This is a genomic window from Streptomyces sp. NPDC102259 (genome assembly GCF_044766465.1).
GTDB lineage: Bacteria > Actinomycetota > Actinomycetes > Streptomycetales > Streptomycetaceae > Streptomyces.
Genome location: NZ_JBIWMA010000005.1, coordinates 371,236 through 396,190, shown reverse-complemented (window position 1 = coordinate 396,190; position 24,955 = coordinate 371,236). Strand labels below are relative to the sequence as shown.

Genomic DNA, 24,955 nt, shown 5'->3' with positions numbered 1-24,955 from the left:
CGGGCCGCGCCAGTCGGTGGGGCGGGCCGGGGAGCGCAGGATTCTCCCCGGCCCGCTCAGGAGAAGGGCCCAGTGGGCCCCGCTCAGGAGGAGGGCCTAGTAGGCCCGCCGCCGCCCGCGCCACCACATCAGCCCGCCGCCGATCAGCAGGATTCCGGCGGCGCCGGCGCCCGCGGAGGAGGCGATGAGGGTGGTGTTGCCGGTCGAGCCGGAGAGGGCGTCGCCGAGCTGGCTGCGGGTGGCCGCGTCGGTCTTGGCGGTCGCGCCGCGCGAGCCCTCGGTGGGCAGGGCCACGTACGGGAAGTACTTCTCGAAGGACTTGTCGTTCTTGTCGACCGCGTCGCCCAGGTCGTTCTTGGAACCGACCAGCTCACCCTCGACGACCTGGAGCGAGGCGTCGATCACGTCGTCGGTGAGGCGACGGCCGTTCGGGAAGCCCGCGTTGTCGCCGTCGAGGACGCCGAGCCGCTTGGGGCTGGCGGTCGGCTTGATCGAGGTGTTGAGGCGCAGCTCCTCGGACGGCGTCACGTACGGCGGCTGGTTGAGGCCCTTGACGCCCTTCAGGAACACGTCGACGAGGTCGTTGCGCGGCTCGGCCGGCGCCTTGATCTTGTAGATCGCCTCTATGAGCTTCGGCAGCTCGGGGTTGGTGACGTTCTTCAGGAACTGGCCGTCGTCCTTGGGCTCGGACGCGTTGAACTTGTCCTTGTCCTTGATCGGGTTGACGACCTCGTTGACCAGCGGCATGCCGAGCCGCGAGACCTGCGAGTAGTGGCCCTGGGCGTTCTCGCGCTGGGTCGTCGACCAGATGCCGACGATCGGCTGGTGCTCCGACTCGGCGATCATGTCGTTCGGGACCTGCAGCGCGATCGAGTTGACGTTGTAGCCCTTGAGCGTGTCGTTGCCGACCTCGGAGAGGTCACCGCCGTACAGCAGGTCGAAGACGCGCAGGTCGAGGAAGAACGGGTCGTCGGCCTGGCCCGCGAAGGTCTTGGCGCCGCTGGAGAGCTTGTAGATCGCCTGGTCGCGCAGCTTCGAGTAGTGCGGCATCGAGGCCTTGCCCACGTTCGACGGCGCCACCGGCACGTCGTCCGCGAGCTTCGTCTCGTGCTCGACCTTCCCCTTCTTCGACTTGATCAGTTCGAGGTCGTACGTCTGCGTGATGTTCAGGTCCGCGTCGTCCAGGCTCTCGACGGCGCCCGTGTTGTAGAGGAACGTCTTCTTGTTCTTCACGTGCGTCTTGAAGGTATAGCGGAAGGTCAGGTCCTCCTTCGCGTCACCGTTGTTGTCGATGTGCAGGTCGTACTGGGCGTCCTCGGCGAACGGGAAGAAGTTGGGACCGCCGGCCGGCTCCTCGAAGGGGATCCAGTTCGCGACGATCGTCGTCGTGTCCGGGTGGTCCGGGCTGACGAAGGCGTACACGTCGGTGTTGTCGTACTGCGGGGTGCCCGAGATGAGGGGGGCCTCGCGGTGGCTGGAGGCGTAGGCCGCCCCCGGCACCAGCGTGGCCACGCCGGCGGCTGCGAGCCCCCCGGCGGCCAACGCACCGCAGACGAGGGTCGCGACGCTCCTGCGTCCGTTGCCGCTCCTGGAGAAAGCTGTCATGCCGTCCGTCCTCTGTGCCAAGTTGCCTGACGGACAGTGATACGGAGCGAGGGGTGGGTTCGGATTGGTCCAAACTCAAAAACTTTTAATTTCCTGCTCACCCGCGTTTTCGGCGCTTCGATACGTACCCCCCATCCGGAGGTGTGTTCGTTGCGAATGCCTGGTGTGACGGGGCGGCCCGGGTGTGGTGGCCGCAGGGAGGGGGACCGCATGGAGGCGGACGAGCTACTGGTGCTCGTGGCTGGGGGCGACCAGCGCGCATTCGAACAGCTCTACGGACTGGTGTCGGGGCCGGTGTTCGGGCTCGTGCGCCGGGTCGTCAGGGATCCCGCGCAGTCGGAGGAGGTCTCCCAGGAGGTGCTTCTGGAGGCCTGGCGCTCGGCCGGCCGCTTCGACCCGAGCCGGGGCAGCGCCCTCTCCTGGATCCTCACCCTCGCGCACCGCCGCGCCGTCGACCGGGTGCGCAGCGCCCGCGCGGCCGTGGACCGTGAGCAGCGCGAGGCGTCGCGGTACCACGACCCCGCCTTCGACCAGGTGGCGGAGGAGGTCGAGGCGGGTCTGGAACGCCAACTGGTGCGTCGCTGCCTCGACCGGCTGACGGCGCTCCAGCGCCAGTCCGTCACCCTCGCCTACTACGACGGCTACACGTACCGTGAAGTGGCCGACCGGTTGTCGCTGCCGCTGGGCACGGTGAAGACCCGGATGCGTGACGGACTCACGCGGCTGCGCGACTGCCTGGGAGGTGCCGCATGAGTGTGCTCGGCCTGTTCCGCCGGGAGGACCTGCACTCGCTGGCCGCCCCCTATGCGCTCGACGCCCTCGAACCCGACGAACGCCGCCGCTTCGAGAAGCATCTGACGGGTTGCGACCGCTGCTCCGCCGAGGTGCGGGCGCTGGCCGAGGACGCCGTCCGGCTCGCCTGGTCCCAGGCCGCGCAGCCGCCGGCCCACCTGCGCAGCCGGGTGCTGGCGGCCGTGCAGAGAACGCCGCAGGAGTCCTCCCGCGCGCCGGTACGAGGGCGCGCGCCCCAACTGCCCGCGCACGTCTGGGGCACGCAACCGCCGCCCGGACGCTCCCGTACGCCCCGCGCGCGCCGCCCGCTGTTCGTGCCGTTCGCGACGGCCACCGCCGCCGCGGCCCTCGTCGTCGCCTCGCTCTTCGCCGTCCAGGCGGGTCGCGCGCAGGACGAACTGAAGGCCGAGCGCACCCAGGCTCGTGAGATCGCCCACGTTCTCGCAGCTCCCGACGCGCGGGCGAGCACCGGGAAGGACGCGGAGGGCCGCAGCATCGGCGTGATCGCCTCGGCCGCGGAGGGGCAGGCGATCGTCACCCTGAGCGGATACGCGGAGCTGCCCACCGGACAGGTGCATCAGCTGTGGCTCATGCGCCCCGACGCGCAACCGCGCTCCCTCGGGCTCTTCGACGGCGACACGCCCTTGGTCGCCACCGGTCTCGACAAGGTCGCGACATCACTCGCTGTGACCGTCGAGCCCGACGGGGGATCACCACAGCCCACTACGCAGCCAGTTGTCCAACTCACCCTGAAATCGGTTGGATTCGGAGAGTGATCGGGGAGGCGTCGTCAACCCCCTTACGGGGAAGGTGAATCCTGTGAGCTCGATACACGTGTGCCTCGACGGGGCGATAGGGTTACCCTGCCCGGGCCGGGCGGACTCGTACGGGTGGGGAGTGACATGGAACAGATAACGATGCACAGCAGGGCGCGGGTCCCTGCGATCACCTGCGGGAGCAGTGCGACCAGTTCGCGCCTCGACCGCCATCTCTCGGTGCTGGCGGGTCCCGCCATACCGCAGCGCGAGACGCTCGAGGCGACCTCGCTCATGCGGGAACTGACCGCGCGTGAGCCCGCGCGCGGCCACGGCCCCAAGACGGCGCGGGCACGGGTGAGCCGCGTCTCGCTCTTCGCGCCGCTGCGCCGACTGCGGCGCTCACTGTTCGGAGGCAACAAGCACTGACCGGCCGGCGCGTCCTCACGTACTGAGTCCCGCGCTCAGGCGGCCACACCGTCCCGGCGCAGCGCTGCGATCTCCTCGTCCGCCATCCCCACGGCACGCAGCAGCGCTTCGGTGTGCTCCCCGAGCGCGGGCACGTCTCCCATCCGTGCCTCCGCCCCGCCCGGCAACGTGATCGGGGGCAGCAGCGCCCGCAACGGCCCGACCGGCGTCCCCACCTCCCGCCACCGCTCGCGGGCCGCCAGCTGCGGATGCTCCGCCAGCTCGTGCAGATTCCTCAGGCGTGCGCACGCGATGCCCGCGCCCTCCAGTCGCGCGAGCGCCTCGTCGGCGTCCAGTGCGCCCAGGGCCCCGGCCACCAGCGCGTCCGTACGCTCCCGGTTCACCACCCTTGCCGCATTGGTCGCGTATGCCGGATCCGTCCCCAATTCGGGTCGGCCGACGACCTGTTCGGCCAGTCGGCGCCACTCCCGGTCGTTCTGCACGGACAGCAGCACCCGCCCGCCGTCGGCGGTGGCGTAGGCGTCGTAGGGCGCGATCACCGCGTGCGCGAGGCCGGTGCGGGCCGGGACGGCGCCGCCGTGCATCGTGTGGTGCAGCGGATGCCCCATCCACTCCGCGAGCGCCTCCAGCATCGACACCTCCACCGGCCCGCCCCGCCCGGTCGTGCCCCGCCGCACCAGCGCCGCCAGCACGCCCGAGAAGGCGTACATGGCCGCCGCGATGTCCGCCGCGGGGATGCCCGCCTTCACCGGCTGCTCCGGCGTCCCGGTCACCGACACCAGCCCCGCCTCGCACTGCACGAGCATGTCGTACGCCCGCTTGTCCGCGTACGGCCCGCTCGCCCCGTACCCGGAGATGTCGACGGCGATCAGCCGCGGATGCGCCGCGCACAGGGTGGCCGCGTCCAGACCCAGCCGGGCCGCCGCCCCCTGGGCGAGGTTCTGCACGAACACGTCCGCGTCGGCGATCAGCCGCCGTACGACGTCCAGGCCGCGCGGGTCCTTGAGGTCCAGCGCGATGGACTCCTTGCCCCGGTTGCACCAGACGAAGTGCGAGGCGAGGCCGGCCGCGGCCGTGTCGTAGCCGCGGGCGAAGTCACCGCCGTCGAGCCGCTCGACCTTGATCACCCGGGCGCCGAGGTCGGCGAGCTGGCGGGTGGCGTACGGGGCCGCGACCGCCTGTTCGACGGCGACGACGGTGAGGCCGTCCAGGGGCGGCGGCAGCGGCGGGGGGCTGTGGTCCATGAGGTGGATGCTAGAGCAGGGCGAACTGGCCCTCCGGGCCCTCCTCGTGGTGGTCGAGGACCGTCGCCGGGTGCCGGGCCGGCTCCGGGACCGGCAGGATGCCGGCCGCGCGCAGCTCGCGCGCCGTGATCGAGTCCGTCACCGTCAACTCCTCCTGCTGGGCGCGTGCTTGCGCGAACAGGGCCGACACCGTGATCAGTTCGAGGAGCTCGGACGTCCAGGTCTGCGTCCAGGCCTTCGGGCGGATCGCGGACAGGGTGCCCGGCTCGGGCTCCGCCGTCCGGGCCGCGAACCACTGCTCCAGGACGCGGATCCCGCCCGCCGTGAGGTCCCAGGCCGCGGGCGGGACCGGGGAGACCCGGCCGCCGTCGAGGTGCAGGGTCTCCTCGTCGCGGTCGTAGTGCAGCGTCAGGGGCCGGTTGGGCAGCGGGGCGCGGACGTAGGGGCGGCGGCCGCCGGGGAGCCGGGGGCGGTCGCCGTCGCGGCGGAGCAGCCACAGGGCGCGACGGCCCAGCTCCACGCCGCGGGCCCACAGCTCGGGGTCCCGGGTGAGCGGGACCGTGTGATCGGGGCGGACGGCGGTCAGGGTCCAGGCCAGGAAGTCCACCGGATCGGGGGAGTGGCCGAGATGCTCCAGGAGGCCCGGCGCCAGGTTGGGTTCCGCGCCGCCGGGGCGCCGGTACAGCGGGTGGACCCGGCCGGGACGCGCCAGCGGGATCAGCGAGGTCGCGAGCAGGGGCGGGCCCGGCGGGGACGGCGTCTCCACCACGAAGACCTGGTGCTCGTCCGCCACCCGCCACAGCTCGGGCCGGGCCGCGTCGATCAGCCGGTGGTCGGGGATGAGCCAGTGCTCGTCGAAGGGGGCGGCCAGTACCCGTACCGGCTCCGGGCAGCGGCCCGAGGCGCGGACGAGCCGCTCCGTGCCGCCGAGATGCCCGGGCAGCTGCCCGACCGCCGTGTGCAGGGTGCGTGAGCGCGTCGGCTCGAACAGGGCCTCGCGGTCCGGGCCCTCGGCCTTCACCAGGGCGTCCCAGCGCGCTTTGAGGGATGCCGGGTCGGGGTCCGTCGGCCACCCCCGGCCGAGCCGCGGCGGTGCGACGGACCACGGCATGAGGTCCGCCAGCGGCGGAGCGTCGTCGGGCGTCACGCTGGGCATCGTACGACGGGTCGCCCGCGGCCCGTCACGTCGCGTCGAGCGTGACCGTGAAGGAGAAACGGTCGCCCCGGTAGTGGATGACGGCCACGTCGAGGACCCGCCCGCCGGTGTCGTAGATGACGCCGGTGTAGTGCAGGATCGGGCTGAGCAGCGGGACCCCGAGCAGCCGGGCGGTCTCCGGGTCCGCCAGCCGGGCCTCGACCGTGTCCGTGATCCGGCTGATGTCCACGCCCACGAGGTCCCGCAGCACCTTCGTCATGGGCCGGCGCACCAGGTCGTCCGGGTCGATCCGGGCGGCGAGTTCGGGACGGACGTAGTTGCGGGCGTGGTTGGTCGGCTCGCCCGTGTTCTCGTCGCTCCTCAGCCGGTGATAGGTCGCCACCTCGGCCAGGTCCGGGAAGTGCTCGGCGACTTCGGCGGGGACGGTCGTACGGCCGTGACCGAGGAGCTCCGTCGTCATGGCGGACTGCTGGGCCACGATCGCGTCGACCGAGCCGAGGAGCCGGACCGGAGCGCCCCGCCGCGCGCTCGGCTCGATGAACGTGCCCCGCCGGCGGTGCCGGGTGATCAGCCCCTCGGCCTCCAGCTCCTTCAGCGCCTGCCGCATGGTCAGCACGCTCACCCCGTAGTGACCCGCCAGCTGCTCCTCGGTGGGCAGCCGGAGCGGGTCCTGTGGCGAGCGGCCGAGTATCGACGCGCGCAGCGACTGCGACACCTGGTACCAGAGCGGCAGCTTGCGGGTGAGGACGATCGAGTCCGGGGCGAAGGAGGTCACGGGCTATCCGTACCGGTCGGCACCGTTCAGTGCAATGTTGCGTCGGACGTTGCGTCGGACGGACGGAAGTGGCGTTCGAGGCCCTGCCAGACCTCGTCGTAGCGCGGCTGGAGGTGGTCCGCCCGCGCCGCGTGCGGGGTGAGGGTGAGCGGCCAGCGGGTCTCGAACATGAACGCCAGCCCGTCGTCGATCTTCTGCGGCCCCAGCTCGGCGGCGCTCGCCCGCTCGAACGTCTCCCGGTCCGGGCCGTGCGCCGACATCATGTTGTGCAGCGAACCGCCGCCCGGCACGAAGCCGCCCTTTCCGGCCGTCTTCGCGTCGTACGCGCCCTCGATCAGGCCCATGTACTCGCTCATCACGTTCCGGTGGAAGTACGGCGGCCGGAAGGTGTCCTCGCCGACCAGCCAGCGCGGGGCGAAGACCACGAAGTCGACGCCGGCCAGACCGGGGGTGTCGGACGGGGCGGTCAGCACCGTGAAGATCGACGGGTCGGGATGGTCGTAGGAGATGGTCCCGATGACGTTGAAACGGCGCAGGTCGTAGACGTACGGCACATGGTTGCCGTGCCAGGCGACCACGTCGAGCGGGGAGTGGTCGTACGTCGCGCTCCAGAGGTGGCCGCAGTACTTGTTGACCACCTCCACCGGGCCCTCGACGTCCTCGAACGCGGCGACGGGCGCGCGGAAGTCGCGGGGGTTGGCGAGGCCGTTGGCGCCGATGGGGCCGAGGTCGGGGAGGCGGAAGGGGGCGCCGTAGTTCTCGCAGACGTAGCCGCGGGCGGAGGCGTCCAGCAGGTCGACGCGGAAGCGGACCCCGCGCGGGATCAGCGCCACCTCGCCGGGCTCGGCGTGCAGCTGCCCGAACTCCGTGCACAGCAGCAGTCCGCCCTGCTCGGGAACGATCAGCAGCTCGCCGTCGGCATCGCTGAACACGCGTTCCATGGAGGCGTTCGCGTGGTACAGGTGCACGGCCATGCCGGTGCGCTGGGTGACGTCGCCGTTGCCGCCGAGGGTCCACAGGCCGCGGAGGAGGTCCGTGCCGGCCGACGGCTCGGGCAGGGGGTCCCAGCGCAGCCGGTTCGGGTCGGGGACCGTCTCGGTGAACGGGCCGGTGCGCAGCGCGCCGTCGTCGACGCGGGTGAACGCCGGGTGTGCGGCCGACGGGCGGATCCGGTAGAGCCACGAGCGGCGGTTGTGGGCGCGCGGCTCGGTGAACGCCGTACCGCTGAGCTGTTCCGCGTACAGGCCGAGGGGCGCGCGCTGCGGCGAGTTGCGGCCGTCGGGCAGGGCCCCCGGCACGGCCTCGGAGGCGTGCTCGTTGCCGAACCCGGAGAGATAGGCCAGGCCCTCGGCCGTCTTGCGTGCGTCCCCGCTGCTCATGTTCGCTCCCTCCGGCGCCCCGCGGGTGCGCCTGCTGATTCCTATGCATCACCGTAGGATTGCGATTTCCCCGGCGCAAGAGGTGCGCGGGTCCTCCTCCTGGAGGACGATCAAGACGGCCGGAACCAGACCTCAGGGGGATCCCGCGTGTCGGTGCGTTGTTCTACGCTCCCCCGCATGTCGTGGACGCGCGGAAGCCTCGCCGTGCCCGCGGTCTGTGTCCTGCTGTTGACCGGATCCGCTGGCTGCGGCACCAGTGATGCCCAGGAGCGGGGGGACGCGACGACCGCGGCGTCGGTCTCCCCCTCTCCGGTGGGCAAGGTCCTGAAGGACACGGACGACGAAGGGCGGCACTACCGCGAGGTGGAGAAGAAGGGGGCGCCCGAGGTCGGTGTCGAGGTGGAGCCCGAGGCCGACGGAAGCTGGGACGTCCGCCTGAAGGTGGAGAACTTCCGGTTCACGCCCACCGCGACGAAGGCGGGGGCGGCCCACGGCCGCGGCGCCGCCCGGCTCTACGTGGACGACCAGCCGGTCGCGGACCTGCGCACCCCGTCCTACCGCATCCCGGCCGGCTACCTCCCGCACGGCACCCACCAGGTCACCGCGCGGCTGTGCGCGGACGACGGCACGGTGTGGGCGGTGGACGGCAAGCCGGTGGAGAGCACGGCGTACATCACGGCGTCGGAGCCTTCCTCCTGAGGGGACTCCCGGCTCCCCTGTGACGGCTCCCAGGGGACGGCTCCCAGGTGACGGCCCGCGTTGAGTGCATCAGGCATCTTTCTCCGTATCGAGGGGTGAGGTTCACCCCGCCGCGACGGAAAGGCATCATGAGCTCCGTGCCCCAAGCGACATCGCTCCGTCGTGCGCCCGTGCAGCGGCGCAGTGCCGAACGGCTGACCAGAATCCTCGACGCCTGTGCCGACCTGCTGGACGAGGTCGGCTACGACGGCCTGAGCACCCGGGCCGTCGCCGAACGCGCCGCCGTCCCCATCGGCTCCGTCTACCGCTTCTTCGGCAACAAGCGGCAGATGGCCGACGCGCTGGCCCAGCGCAACCTCGAGCGCTACTCCGAACGCGTCACCGAGCGGCTGAAGGGGGCGCGCCGGGGCGACTGGCGGGCCGCCATGGACGCCGTGCTCGACGAGTACCTGGCCATGAAGCACACCGCGCCCGGGTTCTCCCTCGTCGACTTCGGCAACCAGATCCCGGTCGGAGCGCGGCACGCGGAACCCAACCACCGGGTCGCCGACCGCCTCACCGACCTGCTCTCCGACTATCTCGTCCGCGAGCCCGACGAGGACCTGCGCCGCACCTTCCTGATCGCGGTGGAGACCGCGGACACCCTCGTCCAGCTGGCCTTCCGGGTGGATCCGGAGGGCGACCCCAAGGTGATCGACGAGGCGCGGGAGCTGCTGCGGGCGTATCTGGCGCGGACCCTGGACTGAGCGGTCCGCCGGGACCCCTCCCCACCGTCCGTACCGGTCGGTATGCTCGGCTCCAGACCGTGCGTCATCGCTGCCGCCGCGCCCCAGGAGGACCCGTGTCCCGCACCGCCCTGCGAATCTGCCCGTTGTGCGAGGCCACCTGCGGGCTGACGCTCACCATCGAGGGGACGAAGGTCACCGGCGCCCGCGGCGACCGGGAGGACGTCTTCAGCAAGGGCTTCATCTGCCCCAAGGGCGCCTCCTTCGGCGCCGTCGACGGCGACCCCGACCGGCTGCGCACGCCCCTGGTGCGCCGGGACGGCGAGCTGCGCGAGGCCACCTGGGAGGAGGCCTTCGACGCCGTGGCCGCCGGGATCCGGCCGGTCGTCGAGCGGTACGGGGCGAACTCCGTCGGAGTCGTCCTCGGCAACCCCAACGTGCACACCATGGCCGGCGCGCTCTACCCGACCGTGCTGATCGCCGGCCTCGGCACCCGCAGCCTGTTCACCGCCTCCACGGTCGACCAGATGCCCAAGCACGTCTCCAGCGGACTGCTGTACGGCGACGCCAACGCGATCCCCGTGCCGGACCTGGACCACACCGACCATCTCCTGCTCATCGGCGCCAACCCCATGGAGTCCAACGGGAGTCTGTGCACCGCCGCCGACTTCCCCGGCAAGCTCAAGGCGCTCAAGGCCCGCGGCGGCACCCTCACCGTCATCGACCCGCGCCGCACCCGCACCGCGAAGCTCGCCGACCGGCACATCCCGATCCGGCCGGGCACCGACGCGCTGCTGCTCGCCGCCATGGCCCAGGTGCTCTTCGAGGAACTCCTCGTGGAGCCCGGCGAGTCGGCCCCCCACCTCGAAGGCCTCGAGGAACTCGCCGAGGCCGTAAGGGACTTCACCCCCGAAGCGGTGAGCGCCGCCTGTGACGTGGAGGCCTCGCTCATCCGCACCCTGGCCCGCGAACTCGCCGCCGCCCCCACCGCCGCCGTCTACGGCCGCATCGGCAGCTGCACGGTCCCCTACGGCACCCTCGCCAGCTGGCTCGTCGACATCCTGAACATCCTCACCGGCAACCTGGACCGGCCCGGCGGCGCCCTCTTCCCGCAGGCCGCCACCGACCGCACGCCCCGGCCGGCCGGTCCCGGCCACGGCTTCCAACTCGCGCGCTGGCACTCCCGGGTGAGCCGGCACCCGGAGGCCAAGGGCGAACTGCCGCTGTCGGCGCTCGCCGAGGAGATCGACACCGTGACGGCACAGGGCGAGCCGATCCGCGCACTCGTCGCCGTGGCCGCCAACCCCGTCCTGTCCGCCCCGGACGGCGACCGGCTCGACAAGGCGCTCGGCTCCCTCGACTTCATGGTCAGCATCGACCCCTACCTGAACGAGACCTCCCGCCACGCCGACGTGGTGCTGCCCCCGCCGCCGCCCTCGCAGAGCCCGCACCACGACTTCGCCTTCAACACCCTCGCCGTGCGCAACCAGGTCCGCTACAGCCGCCCGGCCGTCCCGCTCGAGCCCGGCCGGATGGCCGAGACCGAGATCCTCGCCCGGCTGACCCTGGCCGCCACCGGCATGCACGGCGCCGACCCGTCCGCCGTGGACGACCTGGTCATCGGCCAGACCCTCGGCAAGGCGGTGAAGGAACCGTACTCGCCCGTGCACGGCCGCGACCCGCGCGACCTCGCGGCACAGCTCACCGGCGAGACCGGTCCCGAGCGGCGGCTCGACATGATGCTGCGCCTCGGCCCCTACGGCGACGGCTTCGGCGCCCGCCCGGACGGACTCGGCCTCGCCCGGCTGCTCGCCCACCCGCACGGCATCGACCTCGGGCCGCTGCGCCCACGCCTGCCCCAGCCGCTGAAGACGCGCAGCGGGCGGATCGAACTGCTGCCGCGACCGATCGTCGACGATCTCCCGCGGCTGCGGGAGGGACTGAAGCGGGAGCCCGACGCACTCGTCCTGGTCGGCCGGCGCCATCTGCGGTCCAACAACAGCTGGATGCACAACGTCCCCGCGCTCACCGGCGGCACCAACCGCTGCACCCTGCACATCCACCCCGAGGACGCCGAACGGCTCGGTGTGCTCGACGGCGCGCCGGTACGGGTGAAGGGCGCCGGGGGAGAGGTGACCGCACCCGCCGAGGTCACCGACGGCGTGCGCCGGGGCGTGGTCAGCCTGCCGCACGGCTGGGGCCACGACCGCCCCGGCACCCGCCTCAGCCATGCCGCCACCGACCCCGGCGTCAACGTCAACCAGCTCCTCGACGGCAGTCTGCTGGACCCGCTGTCGGGCAACGCGGTGCTCAACGGAGTGCCCGTGGAACTCACCGCCGTGACGGCCCGCTGACCTGAGCAAAGCTGTGACCTGGACTTTTGCGCTTATTGCTCGCACGTCAACGTCTTGTTAACAGCGTTTGAACGGACCTAACGTCGACCCACCGCCGACCCCCAGGTGGGATGTTCAAGGGCGAACGTTAGGTATCCACTCATGCTGACCATCCTCGGCTTCGCCATGATCGCGACCTTCCTGGTCCTGATCATGCTGAAGAAGATGTCGCCGATCGCGGCGCTCGTGCTGATCCCGGCACTGTTCTGCGTCTTCGTCGGGAAGGGCGCCAGGCTCGGTGACTACGTCATCGACGGCGTCACCAGCCTCGCCCCCACGGCGGCGATGCTCATGTTCGCGATCGTCTACTTCGGTGTGATGATCGATGTCGGCCTCTTCGACCCGATCGTCCGGGGCATCCTGAAGTTCTGCAAGGCCGACCCGCTCCGCATCGTCGTGGGCACGGCGCTGCTCGCCGCGATCGTCTCCCTCGACGGCGACGGCTCCACCACGTTCATGATCACCGTCTCGGCGATGTACCCGCTGTACAAGCGCCTGAAGATGAGCCTGGTCGTGATGACCGGTGTCGCGGCGATGGCCAACGGCGTGATGAACACGCTGCCCTGGGGCGGCCCGACCGCCCGTGCCGCCACCGCGCTGAAGCTCGACGCCAGCGACATCTTCGTGCCGATGATCCCGGCCCTGGCCGTGGGCCTGCTCTTCGTCATCGCCCTCTCCTACGTCCTCGGCCGCCGCGAGCGCGCCCGGCTCGGCACGCTGACGCTGGACGAGGTGCTGGTCGAGGAGAAGGAGACCGAGACGGTCCTGGTGGGCGCCGGCGCCGGCGGCTCCGACGGCAAGACCCCCGTCCGCACGGGCGGTTCGGGCTCCGGCACCGACGCGCCGGACGAGATCGACCACGCCGACGAGGACGACGACGACTTCCAGGGCCTCGACCCGCAGCGGGCCACCCTGCGCCCCAGGCTGTACTGGTTCAACGCGCTGCTCACGGTCACGCTGCTCACCTCCATGATCATGGAGTGGCTGCCGATCCCGGTGCTGTTCCTGCTCGGCGCCGCGCTCGCCCTCTCCGTCAACTTCCCGCACATCCCCGACCAGAAGGCCCGGCTGGCCGCCCACGCCGACAACGTCCTCAACGTCTCCGGCATGGTCTTCGCCGCCGCCGTCTTCACCGGCGTCCTCCAGGGCACCGGCATGGTCGACCACATGGCCACCTGGATGGTGGACGTCATCCCCGCGGGCATGGGCCCGCACATGGCCCTCGTCACCGGCGTCCTGAGCCTCCCGCTCACCTACTTCATGTCGAACGACGGCTTCTACTTCGGCGTCCTGCCGGTCCTCGCCGAGGCCGGCGCCGCGCACGGCGTCTCGCCGCTGGAGATGGCCCGCGCCTCGCTCGTCGGCCAGCCCCTGCACATGTCGAGCCCGCTCGTCCCGGCCGTCTACGTCCTCGTCGGCATGGCCAAGGTCGAGTTCGGCGACCACACGAAATTCGTGGTCAAGTGGGCCGCCCTCACCAGCCTGGTGATCCTCGGCGCGGGCATCCTGTTCGGGATCATCTGAGCCATTCATGGAGGAACTTGTGAGGCCCGGCAGGAACCGCGGCTGGCTGCTCCGTCTCGTCATCGCCTTCGGCTTCGCGCAGGGGGCGGTCTCGATGGCCCGGCCCGCCGTCTCCTACCGGGCCCTCGCGCTGGGCGCGGACGAGCGGGCGATCGGCGTCATCGCGGGCGTGTACGCGCTGCTGCCGCTCTTCGCCGCCGTGCCGCTCGGCCGGCGCACCGACCACGGTCGCTGCGCGCCCCTGCTGCCCGTCGGCGTGGTCCTGATATCCGGCGGCTGTGTGCTGAGCGGTGTCGCCGGCTCCCTCTGGGCGATGGCCCTGTGGAGCGGGGTGATGGGCCTCGGCCATCTCTGCTTCGTCATCGGCTCGCAGTCGCTGGTCGCCCGTCAGTCCGCGCCGCACGAACAGGACCGCAACTTCGGCCACTTCACCATCGGCGCCTCGCTCGGCCAGCTGGTCGGCCCGATCGCGGCCGGCGCGCTGATCGGCGGCGCCGACATGGCGGCCGGCAGCGCCCTCGCCCTGCTGGTCGCGGGCGCCGGCTGCGCGGTCGCGTTCACCTCGCTGTGGCGCATCGAACACCGCGACACCGCGCCCAAGTCCCGTGCGGAGCAGGGGGAAAGGGTTCCCGTCGGCCGCATCCTGCACGCGCGGGGCGTCCCCGCCGGCATCCTCATCAGCCTGTCCGTGCTGTCCGCGACCGACATCCTCACCGCCTATCTGCCGGTGGTCGGCGAACACCGGGGCATCGCGCCGTCCGTCGTCGGCGTCCTGCTCAGTGTCCGCGCGGCGGCCTCCATAGCCTGCCGGCTCGTCCTCACCCCCCTGTTGCGACTGCTCGGCCGGACCCTGCTGCTCACCGGGACCTGTCTGCTGGCGGCCCTGCTGTGCGCCGGGATCGCACTGCCGGTGCCGGTCTGGGGACTGGGCGTGATCCTCGCGCTGCTCGGCTTCTGCCTCGGCGTCGGGCAGCCGCTGTCCATGACGACCGTCGTCCAGGCGGCGCCCGACGGGGCCCGTTCCACCGCCCTCGCGCTGCGCCTGACCGGCAACCGGCTGGGCCAGGTCGCCGCGCCGGCCGCCGCGGGGCTGGTGGCCGGGGTCGCGGGGGTGGCCGCGCCGTTCGTGATGCTGGGGGTGCTGTTGCTGGTGTCGTCGGGAGTCGCGGTGCGCTCGCGCGGGGAGGGCGGAGCGCAGGCGGCCGTGCCCCGGCGCCGGTCCGGATCGGGGTTGCGCCGGTCGAGCGATGTCTGACGGCGCGTCCGGCGGCGCTCCCACAGTCGTGGACGCCGATGTGAAAGAGAGTCAGGTGCAAGAGCGATTTGTATGAAAATCGTCCTGACTCGGAGGAATGCGCATGCCCAGCTCGACGCTCCCGTCCGCCCTCGGCTCCCGCCTCGGCGTCACGGCTCTCACGGTGCTCGCCGCGGCGGGGTTCACCTGCCTCTCGGCACCGTCCGCCGTAGCCGTGGGGGAGGCCGGTGACATCAGGATCCACCGCGAGCAGGTCCCCCCGGGCGTCTCGAAGGACGACCCGGTGGCCTGCCGCTTCTACCTCGACGCCGCCAACTTCGGCGAGCTGCCGACGGTCGCCTACACCATCAAGGCGCGGCCCCCGGCCCCCGACACCGCCACGGTCTCCGGCAACATCACCCTGACCCAGGGCGCCGGGCACACCGACACCCTGGGGCTGGCCGAGGGGTCGTACACGCTCGAGTGGACGATCGCCGGGGACGTTCCGCTCACGCCCAAGGTGAAGGTCTTCAAGATCAGCTGCCCCGAGGGCCGACGCGACGGGAACGGGAGCCCGAACCGGCCGATCACCGACGACGGCCGTGAAGCCGGCGGACCGAACGGCCAGGCAGGCGGCGGCCAGAACGGCGGCGGTCAGAACGGTGGCGGCCAGAACGGCACCGCGCAGAACGGCACCGCGCAGAACGGCACCGCGCAGAACGGCACCGCGCAGAGCGGAACCGCGCAGGGCGCCGGTGGCCGGGAAGGCGGAACCCAGGGCGGCTCCGCCTGGAGCGGCGAGAAGGGCGGCCCGGAGGGCGGCGTGCACGCGGGCGGCGGCGGCCTCGCCGACACCTCGCAGGCCTTCACCCCGCTGGCCGGGGCCGCGGCCGTCGGACTGGTGGCCGTCGGCGGAGTCGCCTACTTCCGACTGATCCGCCGCCGCACCCATGGTGCCGCGTAGGCGCGTACGCAGGCCCTGGCACCGGACCCGCGCCTACCGCCTCACCAGGACGGCCGTGCTCGCGGTCGTCCTGGTGACGGTCGGCGTCCGGTGCGGGGGGCACGACGGCCCGGCCACGGCGGCCCGGGCCGGGGAGGCGGCGTCCGGCGGGACGCAGGCCGCCCCGGCCGCCGGGGGCGACGCCGACGAGGAGGGCCGGACGGCGGGGAAGAAGGCGTCCGAGAGTCCGGGGCCCCCTCCCCGCCCGCTGCCCCGGTCCCCGGCGACCACCCTGCGAGTGCCCTCCCTGGGCATCGACGTGCCGATCGTCCCGCTCCGGCTCGGCCCGGGCCGGCACCTCGGGACACCCCCGCTCGACCGGCCCAAGCTGGTCGGCTGGTACGCGGGCGGCCCCACCCCGGGGGAGCGGGGCACCGCCGTCGCCGTGGGCCACCGCGACACCAAGACCGGCCCGGCGGTTTTCGCGGGCCTCGCACGCGTGGCCCGGGGCGCCCGGATCGAGGCCCTGCGCGCCGACGGCCGGACGGCCGTCTACACCGTGGACCGGGTGCGCGTCTTCGACAAGGCCACCTTCCCCGACAAGGAGGTGTACGGCCCGACCCGCCGCCCCGAACTGCGCGTCCTCACCTGCGGGGGCCTCTTCCGGCACGCGACGGGATACACCAGCAACGTCGTCGTCTTCGCCCATCTGACGGCGACCCGCTGACCCGCCGCCGGGCCGCGCCGACGTCCACGGCCCGGGGCCGACGCCGCTGAATCAGACAGTCCGGTTTCTCACCTGTCGGACGGGAGCGTCCGATCCGGGCGTGTCTCTTCCCCCGGGCGCACACAGTCCGTTAACTTCCGTGACTCACAAGCCCCGTTCGACCCGCACGGGGCAGGTCGGACAGCGGAGCACCGGCCGGGCCGGCCCGGCACACGAGTCCCCGGGGACACTACTCATGACACGCGCCATCTCGTTGCACGACGTCAGCAAGGTCCACACCCGAGGCGTCCGGGTCGTGGACCGGCTGTCGCTCGACATCGCGCCCGGCGAGTTCCTGGTCCTGCTCGGCCCCTCCGGCTGCGGCAAGTCCACCGTGCTCCGCATGATCGCCGGCCTGGAGCACATCACGGAGGGCGAGTTACGGCTCGACGGCGAGTACGCCAACGACCTGGCGCCCTCGGGGCGGGACATCGCGATGGTCTTCCAGAACTTCGCGCTCTACCCGAACATGACCGGCCGCGACAACATCGGCTTCCCGCTGCGCATCGAGGCCCCCGGCGCCGACCCGGGTCCCCGCGTCGACGCCACCGCCCGGATGCTCGGCATCGAGGACCTCCTCGACCGCTTCCCCGGCCAGCTCTCCGGCGGCGAACGCCAGCGCGTGGCCATGGGCCGGGCCATCGCCCGGCACCCCTCCGCCTTCCTGATGGACGAGCCGCTGTCCAACCTCGACGCCAAGCTCCGCAACCATCTGCGGGCCGAGATATCCAAGCTGACCCGGCATCTGGGCGTCACCACGGTCTACGTCACGCACGACCAGGCCGAGGCCATGTCGCTCGGCGACCGGGTCGCCGTACTGCGCGGCGGCGTCCTCCAGCAGGTGGGCACCCCGCGGTCGGTCTACGCCCTGCCGCGCAACGTCTTCGTCGCCGCCTTCATCGGCACCCCGCGCATCAACCTCCTGCGCGGCCTCGTCCGCGCCCCGCTCGACGGAGCCATGACGATCAGCCTCGGCAAGCAGGCGCTCCGGCTGCCCGAACCCCACTGCCTGGACCACAAGCTGCTACGGGTGCAGCAGGGCCGCGAGGTGATCGTCGGACTGCGCTCGGAGGCGGTCCGTATCGCCACGCCCGCCGACGCCCGGCCAGGCGAGACGCACATCACCGGTCTGGTGGAGCACGTGGAGTTCCAGGGTCACGAGGTGCTCGTCCACTTCAACACCGGATCCCGGCTCGCGGTCGTGCCGGAACTGGAGGCGCCCCGCCCCGTCCAGCGGCCGCCCCGGCGGCGCCGCCGGGGCGGCGGGGTGCTGGGCCGGCTGCGGAAGGGGGCGGGCGGCCTGCGGTCCGGTACGGTCGGCGTCCTGGACGATCCGGCGTCCCCGGAGCGGCCGCCCGCGTCCCCGGAGGCCCGCCCCCTCGGCGACCTCGTCGTGCGCACCACTCCCGACTTCGACCTCCGTCACGGGATGCAGGTGCCGCTCCTCGTCGACATCGCCCATCTCTTCGTCTTCGACCAGCACGGCGAGCGCATCAGCCCGGCTCCGGCCCGGCTGCCGGACCTCGACGAGTGAGCAGGCGTCCCGAGCCGTCCGCGGTCCGGTGACGGTCCGGTGTCCCGCGCGTTCCGCGTCCTTCACCCGCCGTCCCCTGGTGCCAGAAAACTAACAGCGCTAGTTTAGGTCGCGGACGACGAGGCCCGCCCGAAGGGAACGCGATGAAGGCACATGACGGCATCTATCTCGACGGCGCCTGGCGCCCGGCCGCGGGCCGGGATGTGATCGAGGTCGTCGACCCGGTGGACGAGCAGGTGATCGCCCGGGTCCCGGCGGCCGACGCCGTCGACGTCGACGCCGCCGTCCGGGCGGCCCGCGCCGCCCTGCCGGGCTGGGCCGCGACCCCGCCCGCCGAACGCGCGGCCCGCCTGACCGCGCTCCGGGACGTCCTGGCGGCCCGCAAGGACGAGATCGCCGAGACGGTCACCGCCGAACTCGGCTCGCCCCTGGCCTTCTCCCGGGCCGTCCACGCGGCGGTGCCGATCGCGGTGGCGGGCTCCTACGCCGAACTGGCCGCGACCCACTCCTTCGAGGAGAAGGTCGGCAACTCGACCGTGTTCCAGGAGCCGGTCGGTGTGGTCGGCGCCGTCACCCCCTGGAACTACCCGCTGCACCAGATCGTCGCCAAGGTCGCCCCGGCCCTCGCCGCGGGCTGCACGGTGGTCCTGAAGCCCGCCGAGGACACCCCGCTGACCGCCCAGCTCTTCGCCGAGGCGGTCCACGAGGCGGGCGTTCCGGCCGGCGTCTTCAACCTGGTCACCGGCCTCGGCCCGGTCGCCGGGCAGGCCCTCGTCGAGCACCCCGGCGTCGACCTGGTGTCCTTCACCGGCTCCACGGCGGTGGGCAGGCGGATCGCGGCGACGGCGGGCGCGGCCGTCAAGAAGGTGGCCCTGGAACTCGGCGGCAAGTCCGCCAACGTCATCCTGCCGAGCGCCGACCTCGCCAGGGCGGTCAACGTCGGCGTCGCCAACGTGATGTCCAACTCCGGCCAGACATGCAGCGCCTGGACCCGGATGCTCGTCCACCGCGACCGGTACGACGAGGCGGTCGAGCTCGCCGCGGCGGCGGCCGCCAAGTACGCCGACCGTATCGGCCCCGTCGTCAACGCCGCACAACGGGACCGGGTGCGGGGCTACATCGAGAAGGGCATCGCCGAGGGGGCGCGGCTGGTCGCGGGCGGCCTCGAATCCCCGCGCGAGCAGGGCTACTTCGTCAGCCCCACGGTCTTCGCCGACGTCACCCCCGACATGGCCGTCGCCCAGGAGGAGATCTTCGGCCCCGTCCTGTCGGTCCTGCGCTACGAGGACGAGGAGGACGCCCTGCGGATCGCCAACGGCACGGTCTACGGACTCGCGGGCGCCGTCTGGGCCGGCGACGAGGCGGAGGCGGTGGCCTTCGCCCGCCGGATGGAGACCGGCCAGGTCGACATCAACGGCGGCCGCTTCAACCCGCTCGCGCCCTTCGGCGGCTACAAGCAGTCGGGCGTCGGCCGCGAGCTCGGCGCCCACGGCCTCGCCGAGTACCTCCAGACCAAGTCCCTCCAGTTCTAAGGGAGTCAACCGAACATGGCTGTCCGCGCCGCCGTACTGCCCGCCATCGGCGCTCCGTTGCAGATCACGGAGATCGACCTTCCGGACCCCGGCCCCGACCGGGTCCGCGTCCGGCTCGCCGCCGCCGGCGTCTGCCACTCCGACCTGTCCCTGTCCGACGGCACCATGCGGCTGCCGCTTCCCGCCGTTCTGGGCCACGAAGGCGCGGGCACGGTCGTCGCCGTCGGCGAGGGGGTCGAACACCTGGCGCCCGGCGTCGGCGTCATCCTCAACTGGGCACCGTCCTGCGGAAGCTGCCACCCCTGCACGCTGGGCGAGGTGTGGCTGTGCGTGAACGCCCTCAACGGGGCCGCGGAGGTGTACGCCCGCACGACGGACGGCACGGACCTGCACCCAGGGCTGAACGTCGCCGCCTTCGCCGAGGAGACCGTCGTCCCGGCCTCCTGCGTGCTGCCCCTGCCGGACGGCATCCCGCTCACCGACGCGGCCCTCCTCGGCTGCGCCGTCCTCACCGGCTACGGCGCGGTCCACCACAGCGCGCAAGTCCGTCCCGGCGAGACGGTCGCCGTCTTCGGCGTCGGCGGAGTCGGCCTCGCCACCCTCCAGGCGGCCCGGATCGCCGGCGCCTCGAAGATCGTCGCCGTCGACGTCTCCCCGGAGAAGGAGGAACTGGCGCGGGCGGCGGGCGCCACGGAGTACGTGGTCGCCTCCGACCGGACCGCCCGCGAGATCCGCGCCCTCACCGGCAAACAGGGCGTCGACGTGGCCGTCGAGTGCGTCGGCCGCGCGGTCGCCATCCGTACGGCCTGGGAGTCGACCCGGCGCGGCGGCCGCACCACGGTCGTCGGCATCGGCGGCAAGGACCAGCAGGTCACCTTCAACGCCCTGGAACTCTTCCACTGGGGCCGCACCCTCGCCGGCTGCGTCTACGGCAACTGCGACCCGGCGAAGGACCTCCCGATCCTCGCCGACCACGTCCGGGCGGGCCGACTGGACCTGAGCGCCCTGGTGACGGAGCGCATCGCCCTGGAGGACATCCCGGGTGCCTTCGAGAACATGCTGGCGGGCAAGGGAGGCCGAGCACTGATCACGTTCTGACGGCGAACCCCACCGGGCTCTCGCCCCACGGGCGGTCTTAGCCCACCGGGGGGTCTCGGGCCACCGGGGGGTCTCGGCCCACCAGGGGTTTCGGGCCGCGTCCGGCGGTCTGGGCCGCTGCGGGTTTCGCCCGTTAGGCGGTTTCGGCTCATCGGGGGTCCGGGCCCACTGGGGGATTCGGTCCGTTCACCGGTCTGGGCCCACCGGGGGCCTTGGCCCGTCCAGGGGTCTGGGCCCACCGGGGTCCCGGCCGGTCCGGCGGTCTGGGCGTATTGGGGTCCCGGCCGGTCCGGCGGTCTGGGCGTACTGGGGTCCCGGCCGGTCCGGCGGTCTCGGCCTACTGGGGCCTCAGCCCGTCCGGGGGCCGACCTCGGGCCCCGGCTCCGGAACGTCCTCCCGCGCCGCACCCGCCTCCCGCGCCGCGTCCGCCCCCTGCGCCGGCGGCGTGCGCGGCGTGCGCGGTGTGTGGGGCCTCGACCGGGACACGGCCACACCCGCCAGGCACAGTGCTCCACCGGCCAGGGTGAGCAGCCCCGGCACCTCGCCCAACGCCAGCCACGACATCAGGACGACCAGCGCGGGCACCGCGTACGTGGTCGCCCCCATGCGGCTCGCGGTCGTCCGGGCCAGGGCGTACGCCCACGTGGTGAAGGCGAGGGCGGTCGGAAAGACGCCCAGGTAGACCATGTTGAGCGTCGCGGAGACCGGCGCGTCGGCCGCCTCGTGGACCAGCTGCCCCGCGAACGGCAGACACACGACCGTCCCGATGGCACACCCGAACGTCGTCACCTGGAGCGCGGTCGCCCGGCTCAGGGCGGGCTTCTGCGCGACGACCCCGCCCGCGTATCCGAAGGCGGCGAGCAGACACAGCACCACCCCGAGCACCGACGATCCGCCCTCGCCCGACATCGACAGTCCCACCGCGACCGCGCCCGCGAACGACACCGCCATCCCCGCCAGCAGCCGCGGCGGCATCACGTCACCGAGCAGCCGTGCGCCGAGCAGGGCGATGAGGATCGGCCCGATGTTCACCACCAGCGCCGCCGTCCCCGCGTCCACCTGCTGCTCGCCCCAGTTGAGGACGACCATGTAGAAGCCGAACCACAGCACGCCCGACACGGCGATCCCGCGCCAGGCGGCCCGCGGCGGCCACCCCGCGCGCCGTACGGCGCAGATGACCCCCAGCACCAGCGCTCCGGAGGCCAGCCGCCCGAGCGCCAGCGCCCCCGGCGAGTACGCATCGCCCGCGCTGCGGATCGACACGAAGGCCGAGGCCCAGAGCACGACGGTCACGGTGGCCGCACCGGCGGCGAGCAACTCTGTACGACGTTCGGTACGCCGGGGGCTGTGCATCATGCTCCTCAGGCTAGGAAGAGGGACGGGTCGAAAGCTCGCGGATTTCGGACGAGAGGCCGACGCGGCCGATGCGGCCGAGGAGGCCGGGGGCCGAGAGCCGAGTGGCCGGCGTCGGCCCCGCGGCGAGGCCTCCCGGCGGCGCCGTGCGGGCCGGCGGGTGCGGGTCAGCGCAGCGCCCCCGCCTCGATGCCCAGCAGCTCGGCCAGCGCCCGTTCGCCCGCCACCGTCACCTTCACGGCCCGCTCGGAGCCGATCCGCACGCACCATCCCGCGTCGAGGGCGTGCCGGCACAGGGCCGCGCCCGCCGCACCGGCCAGGTGGGGGCGGCGCTCGGTCCAGTCGAGACAGGCGCGGGCGAGCGGCCGGCGGGTCGCGCGGTCGAGCGCGATGCCGCTGTCCTCGAACCACCGCAGTCCGGCATCGGTCAGCAGGAACCCGGTGGCCCGTTCCCCGGACGCCGGTGCCGTCGGTCCGCTCGCGTGCGGCCCTGCTTCCGCTACCGCCCCCGTCCCGCCGCCGGTCGCCCCCTCCGCCCCCTCCGGCCCCTTCGGCTCCTCCAGCCCCTTCAGCCCGGTCGGCCCCTCCGGCTCGTTCGCCGTGCTCAGCAGTCCGTGGGCGGTGAGCGCGTCGGTGACGGCGATGCCGAGCCGGCCGGCGAGGTGGTCGTAGCAGGTCCGGCCCCGGGCCATCGCCGATCCGGCGCTCGCGGCGCGCAAGGTGCGCGGCCGGTCGGCGCGGCGCGGGGCGACCTGGCCGGCCAGGTCCTCCACGAGCTGGGCGACCCGGGTGTCGGCGAGCCGTACGTACCGGTGCCGCCCCTGCCGTTCCTCGGCCAGCAGCCCGCCGCCGACCAGCTTGCCCAGGTGCTCGCTCAGCGTCGACGGGGCCACGCCCGCGTGCCGGGCCAGCTCACCGGCGGTCCACGCCCGCCCGTCGAGCAGCGCCAGCAGACAGACGGCCCGCGTCTCGTCGGCGACGAGCCCGGCGAGGGCGGCCAGCCCCGGCGCCCGTGCGTCCCTGTCGTTCCCGGTGTCCGTGATGCTCACGTGTTCCAGCATGCGCGACGGACACTTCGGTGGCCGCCGAACCGTGCTAGGGCAGCTGCTCGAACTGCTGGGAGAGCCCGTCCAGCAGTGCCGTCAGCCCGGTCTCGAACGCCCGCTCGTCGATCTTCTCCTGCTGGTCGGCGAGGAGGTGGGCCTGCCCGAGGTGCGGGTAGTCGGCGGGGTCGTAGGCGCTCACGTCGTCGACGAAGCCGCCGGCGAACGAGCCGAGGGCGGAGCCCATGACGAAGTACCGCATCAGCGCGCCGATGGAGGTGGCCTGCGCGGGCGGCCACCCGGCGCGGACCATCGCGCCGTACACCGCGTCGGCGAGCCGCAGCCCGGCGGGCCTGCGGCCGGGGCCCTGGGCGAGCACCGGGACGATGTTCGGGTGGTCGCGCAGGGCGGCGCGGTAGGAGACGGCCCAGTCGTGCAGCGCGGTGCGCCACTCCCGGCCGTCCTCGAACATCGACAGGTCGACCTGCGCGCTCACCGAGTCGGCGACGGCCTCCAGGATCTCGTCCTTCGTGCGGAAGTGGTTGTACAGCGAGGGGCCGCTCACCCCCAGCTCGGCGGCGAGCCGCCGCGTGGAGACGGCCGGCAGGCCCTCCGCGTCCACGAGCGTCCGTGCGGTCTCGACGATCCGGTCGGTGCTGAGAAGGGGCTTGCGCGGTCGGGCCATGGCGCACATAGTAGGGCTGCACAACGTAAACTAGCAGTGCTAATTTAAATGCCAACGGTGAAGCGTTCCTGAAGGCCTTCCTCTGTGAGGTGATCTCGTGGTGAATCTGGCGCTCAGCGAGGAGCAGGAGGCCGTCCGGCGGCTCGCCAAGGACTTCGTGGACCGCGAGGTCGCCCCGCACGTCGTCGCCTGGGACCGCGCCGAGGACATCGACCGGTCCCTGGTCAAGAAGCTCGGCGAGGTCGGCTTCCTCGGCCTGACGATCGACGAGGAGTACGGCGGCTCGGGCGGCGACCACCTCGCGTACTGCCTGGTCACGGAGGAGCTGGGTCGCGGGGACTCGTCCGTGCGCGGGATCGTGTCCGTCTCCCTGGGGCTGGTCGCGAAGACCGTCGCGGCCTGGGGGGACGAGGAGCAGAAGCGGCGCTGGCTGCCGGGACTGACGTCCGGCGAGTACGTCGGCTGCTTCGGCCTGACTGAACCCGGCACCGGCTCGGACGCCGGCAACCTCGCCACCCGCGCGGTGCGCGACGGCGACTCCTACGTCATCAACGGCACCAAGATGTTCATCACGAACGGCACCTGGGCCGACGTGGTCCTGCTCTTCGCCCGTTCGACGGACGCGCCGGGCCACAAGGGCGTCTCCGCGTTCCTCGTTCCCACCGACACCCCGGGCCTGAGCCGCCGCGCGATCCACGGCAAGCTCGGCCTGCGCGGCCAGGCGACCGCCGAACTGGTCCTGGACGACGTCCGGGTCCCCGCCTCCGCGATGCTGGCGCCCGAGGGCAAGGGATTCTCCGTCGCGATGTCGGCGCTGGCCAAGGGCCGTATGTCGGTCGCGGCCGGCTGTGTCGGCATCGCGCAGGCCGCCCTGGACGCGGCGGTGCGGTACGCGGGCGAGCGCGAGCAGTTCGGCAGGACCATCGCCCACCACCAGCTGGTCCAGGAACTGATCAGCGACATCGCGGTCGACGTGGACGCGGCCCGGCTGCTGACCTGGCGGGTCGCCGACCTGATCGACCGGGGACAGCCCTTCGCCACCGAGTCCTCCCAGGCCAAGCTGTTCGCCTCGGAGGCGGCCGTCCGCGCCGCCAACAACGCCCTCCAGGTCTTCGGCGGCTACGGCTACATCGACGAGTACCCGGCGGGCAAACTCCTGCGCGACGCCCGCGTGATGACGCTCTACGAGGGCACGAGCCAGATCCAGAAGCTGCTCATCGGGCGGGCGCTGACGGGGGTTTCGGCGTTCTGAGAAGGAGCACCTGAGTACGGGTCTGAGTAGGTGCGCGGA

The 24,955-nt window shown here is 72.7% G+C and carries 21 protein-coding genes and 1 pseudogene; 13 read left to right on the top strand and 9 right to left on the bottom strand.

Annotated elements, in window-relative coordinates; all coding sequences use genetic code 11:
* Nucleotides 1–96: 96 nt before the first annotated feature.
* Nucleotides 97–1,605 (bottom strand): DUF4331 domain-containing protein, encoded by a 1,509-nt coding sequence (locus ACIRPU_RS15975; protein ID WP_355705003.1) that lies wholly within the window; start codon nt 1,603–1,605, stop codon nt 97–99.
* A 210-nt stretch (nt 1,606–1,815) separates the two neighbouring features.
* Here ACIRPU_RS15975 and ACIRPU_RS15970 point away from each other — a divergent pair, with 210 nt between their 5' ends.
* The 3 genes from ACIRPU_RS15970 (at nt 1,816) to ACIRPU_RS15960 (ending at nt 3,581) form a co-directional block, all read left to right on the top strand.
* Nucleotides 1,816–2,358 carry a sigma-70 family RNA polymerase sigma factor gene (locus tag ACIRPU_RS15970; protein ID WP_384114495.1) on the top strand — a complete coding sequence of 181 codons (543 nt, stop codon included), beginning with the start codon at nt 1,816–1,818 and terminating at the stop codon, nt 2,356–2,358.
* A complete protein-coding gene (locus ACIRPU_RS15965) occupies nt 2,355–3,173 on the top strand; it encodes an anti-sigma factor domain-containing protein (RefSeq protein ID WP_403867033.1) in 819 nt (272 codons plus the stop codon). Before ACIRPU_RS15970 ends, ACIRPU_RS15965 begins: the two co-directional genes overlap by 4 nt.
* Before the next feature lie 126 nt (nt 3,174–3,299).
* Entirely contained in the window at nt 3,300–3,581 is a 282-nt protein-coding gene (locus ACIRPU_RS15960; protein WP_078615612.1) for a hypothetical protein, read from the top strand.
* 35 nt (nt 3,582–3,616) lie between these two features.
* On the opposite strand, the gene ACIRPU_RS15955 is transcribed toward ACIRPU_RS15960, so the two are convergent.
* Genes ACIRPU_RS15955 through hmgA form a run of 4 tightly spaced genes read right to left on the bottom strand, consistent with a single transcriptional unit; the run spans nt 3,617 to nt 8,135 of the window.
* Nucleotides 3,617–4,825, bottom strand: a complete 1,209-nt coding sequence (locus tag ACIRPU_RS15955) for a CaiB/BaiF CoA transferase family protein (protein WP_403867030.1) — start codon at nt 4,823–4,825, stop codon at nt 3,617–3,619.
* A 10-nt stretch (nt 4,826–4,835) separates the two neighbouring features.
* Nucleotides 4,836–5,981: a type ISP restriction/modification enzyme gene (locus tag ACIRPU_RS15950; RefSeq protein ID WP_403867028.1), complete on the bottom strand. Its 1,146-nt coding sequence runs from the start codon at nt 5,979–5,981 to the stop codon at nt 4,836–4,838.
* A gap of 25 nt (nt 5,982–6,006) precedes the next feature.
* Nucleotides 6,007–6,756: a GntR family transcriptional regulator gene (locus ACIRPU_RS15945; protein ID WP_403867025.1), complete on the bottom strand. Its 750-nt coding sequence runs from the start codon at nt 6,754–6,756 to the stop codon at nt 6,007–6,009.
* A gap of 26 nt (nt 6,757–6,782) precedes the next feature.
* Nucleotides 6,783–8,135: a homogentisate 1,2-dioxygenase gene (gene hmgA, locus ACIRPU_RS15940; RefSeq protein ID WP_403867022.1), complete on the bottom strand. Its 1,353-nt coding sequence runs from the start codon at nt 8,133–8,135 to the stop codon at nt 6,783–6,785.
* 177 nt (nt 8,136–8,312) lie between these two features.
* Between hmgA and ACIRPU_RS15935 the strand changes: the two genes are divergently transcribed.
* The 5 genes from ACIRPU_RS15935 (at nt 8,313) to ACIRPU_RS15915 (ending at nt 14,731) form a co-directional block, all read left to right on the top strand.
* Nucleotides 8,313–8,834, top strand: a complete 522-nt coding sequence (locus ACIRPU_RS15935; protein WP_403867019.1) for a hypothetical protein — start codon at nt 8,313–8,315, stop codon at nt 8,832–8,834.
* A 128-nt stretch (nt 8,835–8,962) separates the two neighbouring features.
* A complete protein-coding gene (locus ACIRPU_RS15930; RefSeq protein ID WP_385554976.1) occupies nt 8,963–9,580 on the top strand; it encodes a TetR family transcriptional regulator in 618 nt (205 codons plus the stop codon).
* Nucleotides 9,581–9,675: 95 nt separating this feature from the next.
* Complete coding sequence (locus ACIRPU_RS15925; protein ID WP_403867015.1) at nt 9,676–11,913, top strand: molybdopterin oxidoreductase family protein; 2,238 nt, start codon at nt 9,676–9,678, stop codon at nt 11,911–11,913.
* Nucleotides 11,914–12,054: 141 nt separating this feature from the next.
* On the top strand, nt 12,055–13,476 hold the full coding sequence (locus tag ACIRPU_RS15920) for a CitMHS family transporter (protein ID WP_403867012.1): 1,422 nt from the start codon (nt 12,055–12,057) through the stop codon (nt 13,474–13,476).
* Between the two features lie 19 nt (nt 13,477–13,495).
* Entirely contained in the window at nt 13,496–14,731 is a 1,236-nt protein-coding gene (locus ACIRPU_RS15915; RefSeq protein WP_403867009.1) for an MFS transporter, read from the top strand.
* A 673-nt stretch (nt 14,732–15,404) separates the two neighbouring features.
* On the opposite strand, the pseudogene ACIRPU_RS15910 reads toward ACIRPU_RS15915, so the two are convergent.
* Nucleotides 15,405–15,539, bottom strand: a pseudogene (locus tag ACIRPU_RS15910) (hypothetical protein); the annotation flags it as partial.
* A gap of 121 nt (nt 15,540–15,660) precedes the next feature.
* Between ACIRPU_RS15910 and ACIRPU_RS15905 the strand changes: the two are divergent.
* The 4 genes from ACIRPU_RS15905 to ACIRPU_RS15890 all read left to right on the top strand — a co-directional run bounded on the left by ACIRPU_RS15905 (nt 15,661) and on the right by ACIRPU_RS15890 (nt 20,583).
* Nucleotides 15,661–16,380, top strand: coding sequence for a class F sortase (locus tag ACIRPU_RS15905; protein ID WP_403867006.1), 720 nt, complete (start codon nt 15,661–15,663; stop codon nt 16,378–16,380).
* 235 nt (nt 16,381–16,615) lie between these two features.
* Entirely contained in the window at nt 16,616–17,953 is a 1,338-nt protein-coding gene (locus ACIRPU_RS15900) for an ABC transporter ATP-binding protein (RefSeq protein WP_403867003.1), read from the top strand.
* A 143-nt stretch (nt 17,954–18,096) separates the two neighbouring features.
* A complete protein-coding gene (locus tag ACIRPU_RS15895) occupies nt 18,097–19,485 on the top strand; it encodes an aldehyde dehydrogenase family protein (protein WP_384114525.1) in 1,389 nt (462 codons plus the stop codon).
* A 15-nt stretch (nt 19,486–19,500) separates the two neighbouring features.
* Nucleotides 19,501–20,583, top strand: a complete 1,083-nt coding sequence (locus ACIRPU_RS15890; protein WP_403867000.1) for a Zn-dependent alcohol dehydrogenase — start codon at nt 19,501–19,503, stop codon at nt 20,581–20,583.
* Between the two features lie 348 nt (nt 20,584–20,931).
* On the opposite strand, the gene ACIRPU_RS15885 is transcribed toward ACIRPU_RS15890, so the two are convergent.
* The 3 genes from ACIRPU_RS15885 to ACIRPU_RS15875 all read right to left on the bottom strand — a co-directional run bounded on the left by ACIRPU_RS15885 (nt 20,932) and on the right by ACIRPU_RS15875 (nt 23,673).
* A complete protein-coding gene (locus tag ACIRPU_RS15885; protein WP_403866997.1) occupies nt 20,932–21,939 on the bottom strand; it encodes a DMT family transporter in 1,008 nt (335 codons plus the stop codon).
* Nucleotides 21,940–22,103: 164 nt separating this feature from the next.
* Nucleotides 22,104–22,997, bottom strand: a complete 894-nt coding sequence (locus ACIRPU_RS15880) for an ArsR/SmtB family transcription factor (protein WP_403866994.1) — start codon at nt 22,995–22,997, stop codon at nt 22,104–22,106.
* A gap of 34 nt (nt 22,998–23,031) precedes the next feature.
* Complete coding sequence (locus ACIRPU_RS15875) at nt 23,032–23,673, bottom strand: TetR/AcrR family transcriptional regulator (RefSeq protein ID WP_351762708.1); 642 nt, start codon at nt 23,671–23,673, stop codon at nt 23,032–23,034.
* A gap of 91 nt (nt 23,674–23,764) precedes the next feature.
* Between ACIRPU_RS15875 and ACIRPU_RS15870 the strand changes: the two genes are divergently transcribed.
* Complete coding sequence (locus tag ACIRPU_RS15870; protein WP_403867223.1) at nt 23,765–24,916, top strand: acyl-CoA dehydrogenase family protein; 1,152 nt, start codon at nt 23,765–23,767, stop codon at nt 24,914–24,916.
* Nucleotides 24,917–24,955: the final 39 nt, after the last annotated feature.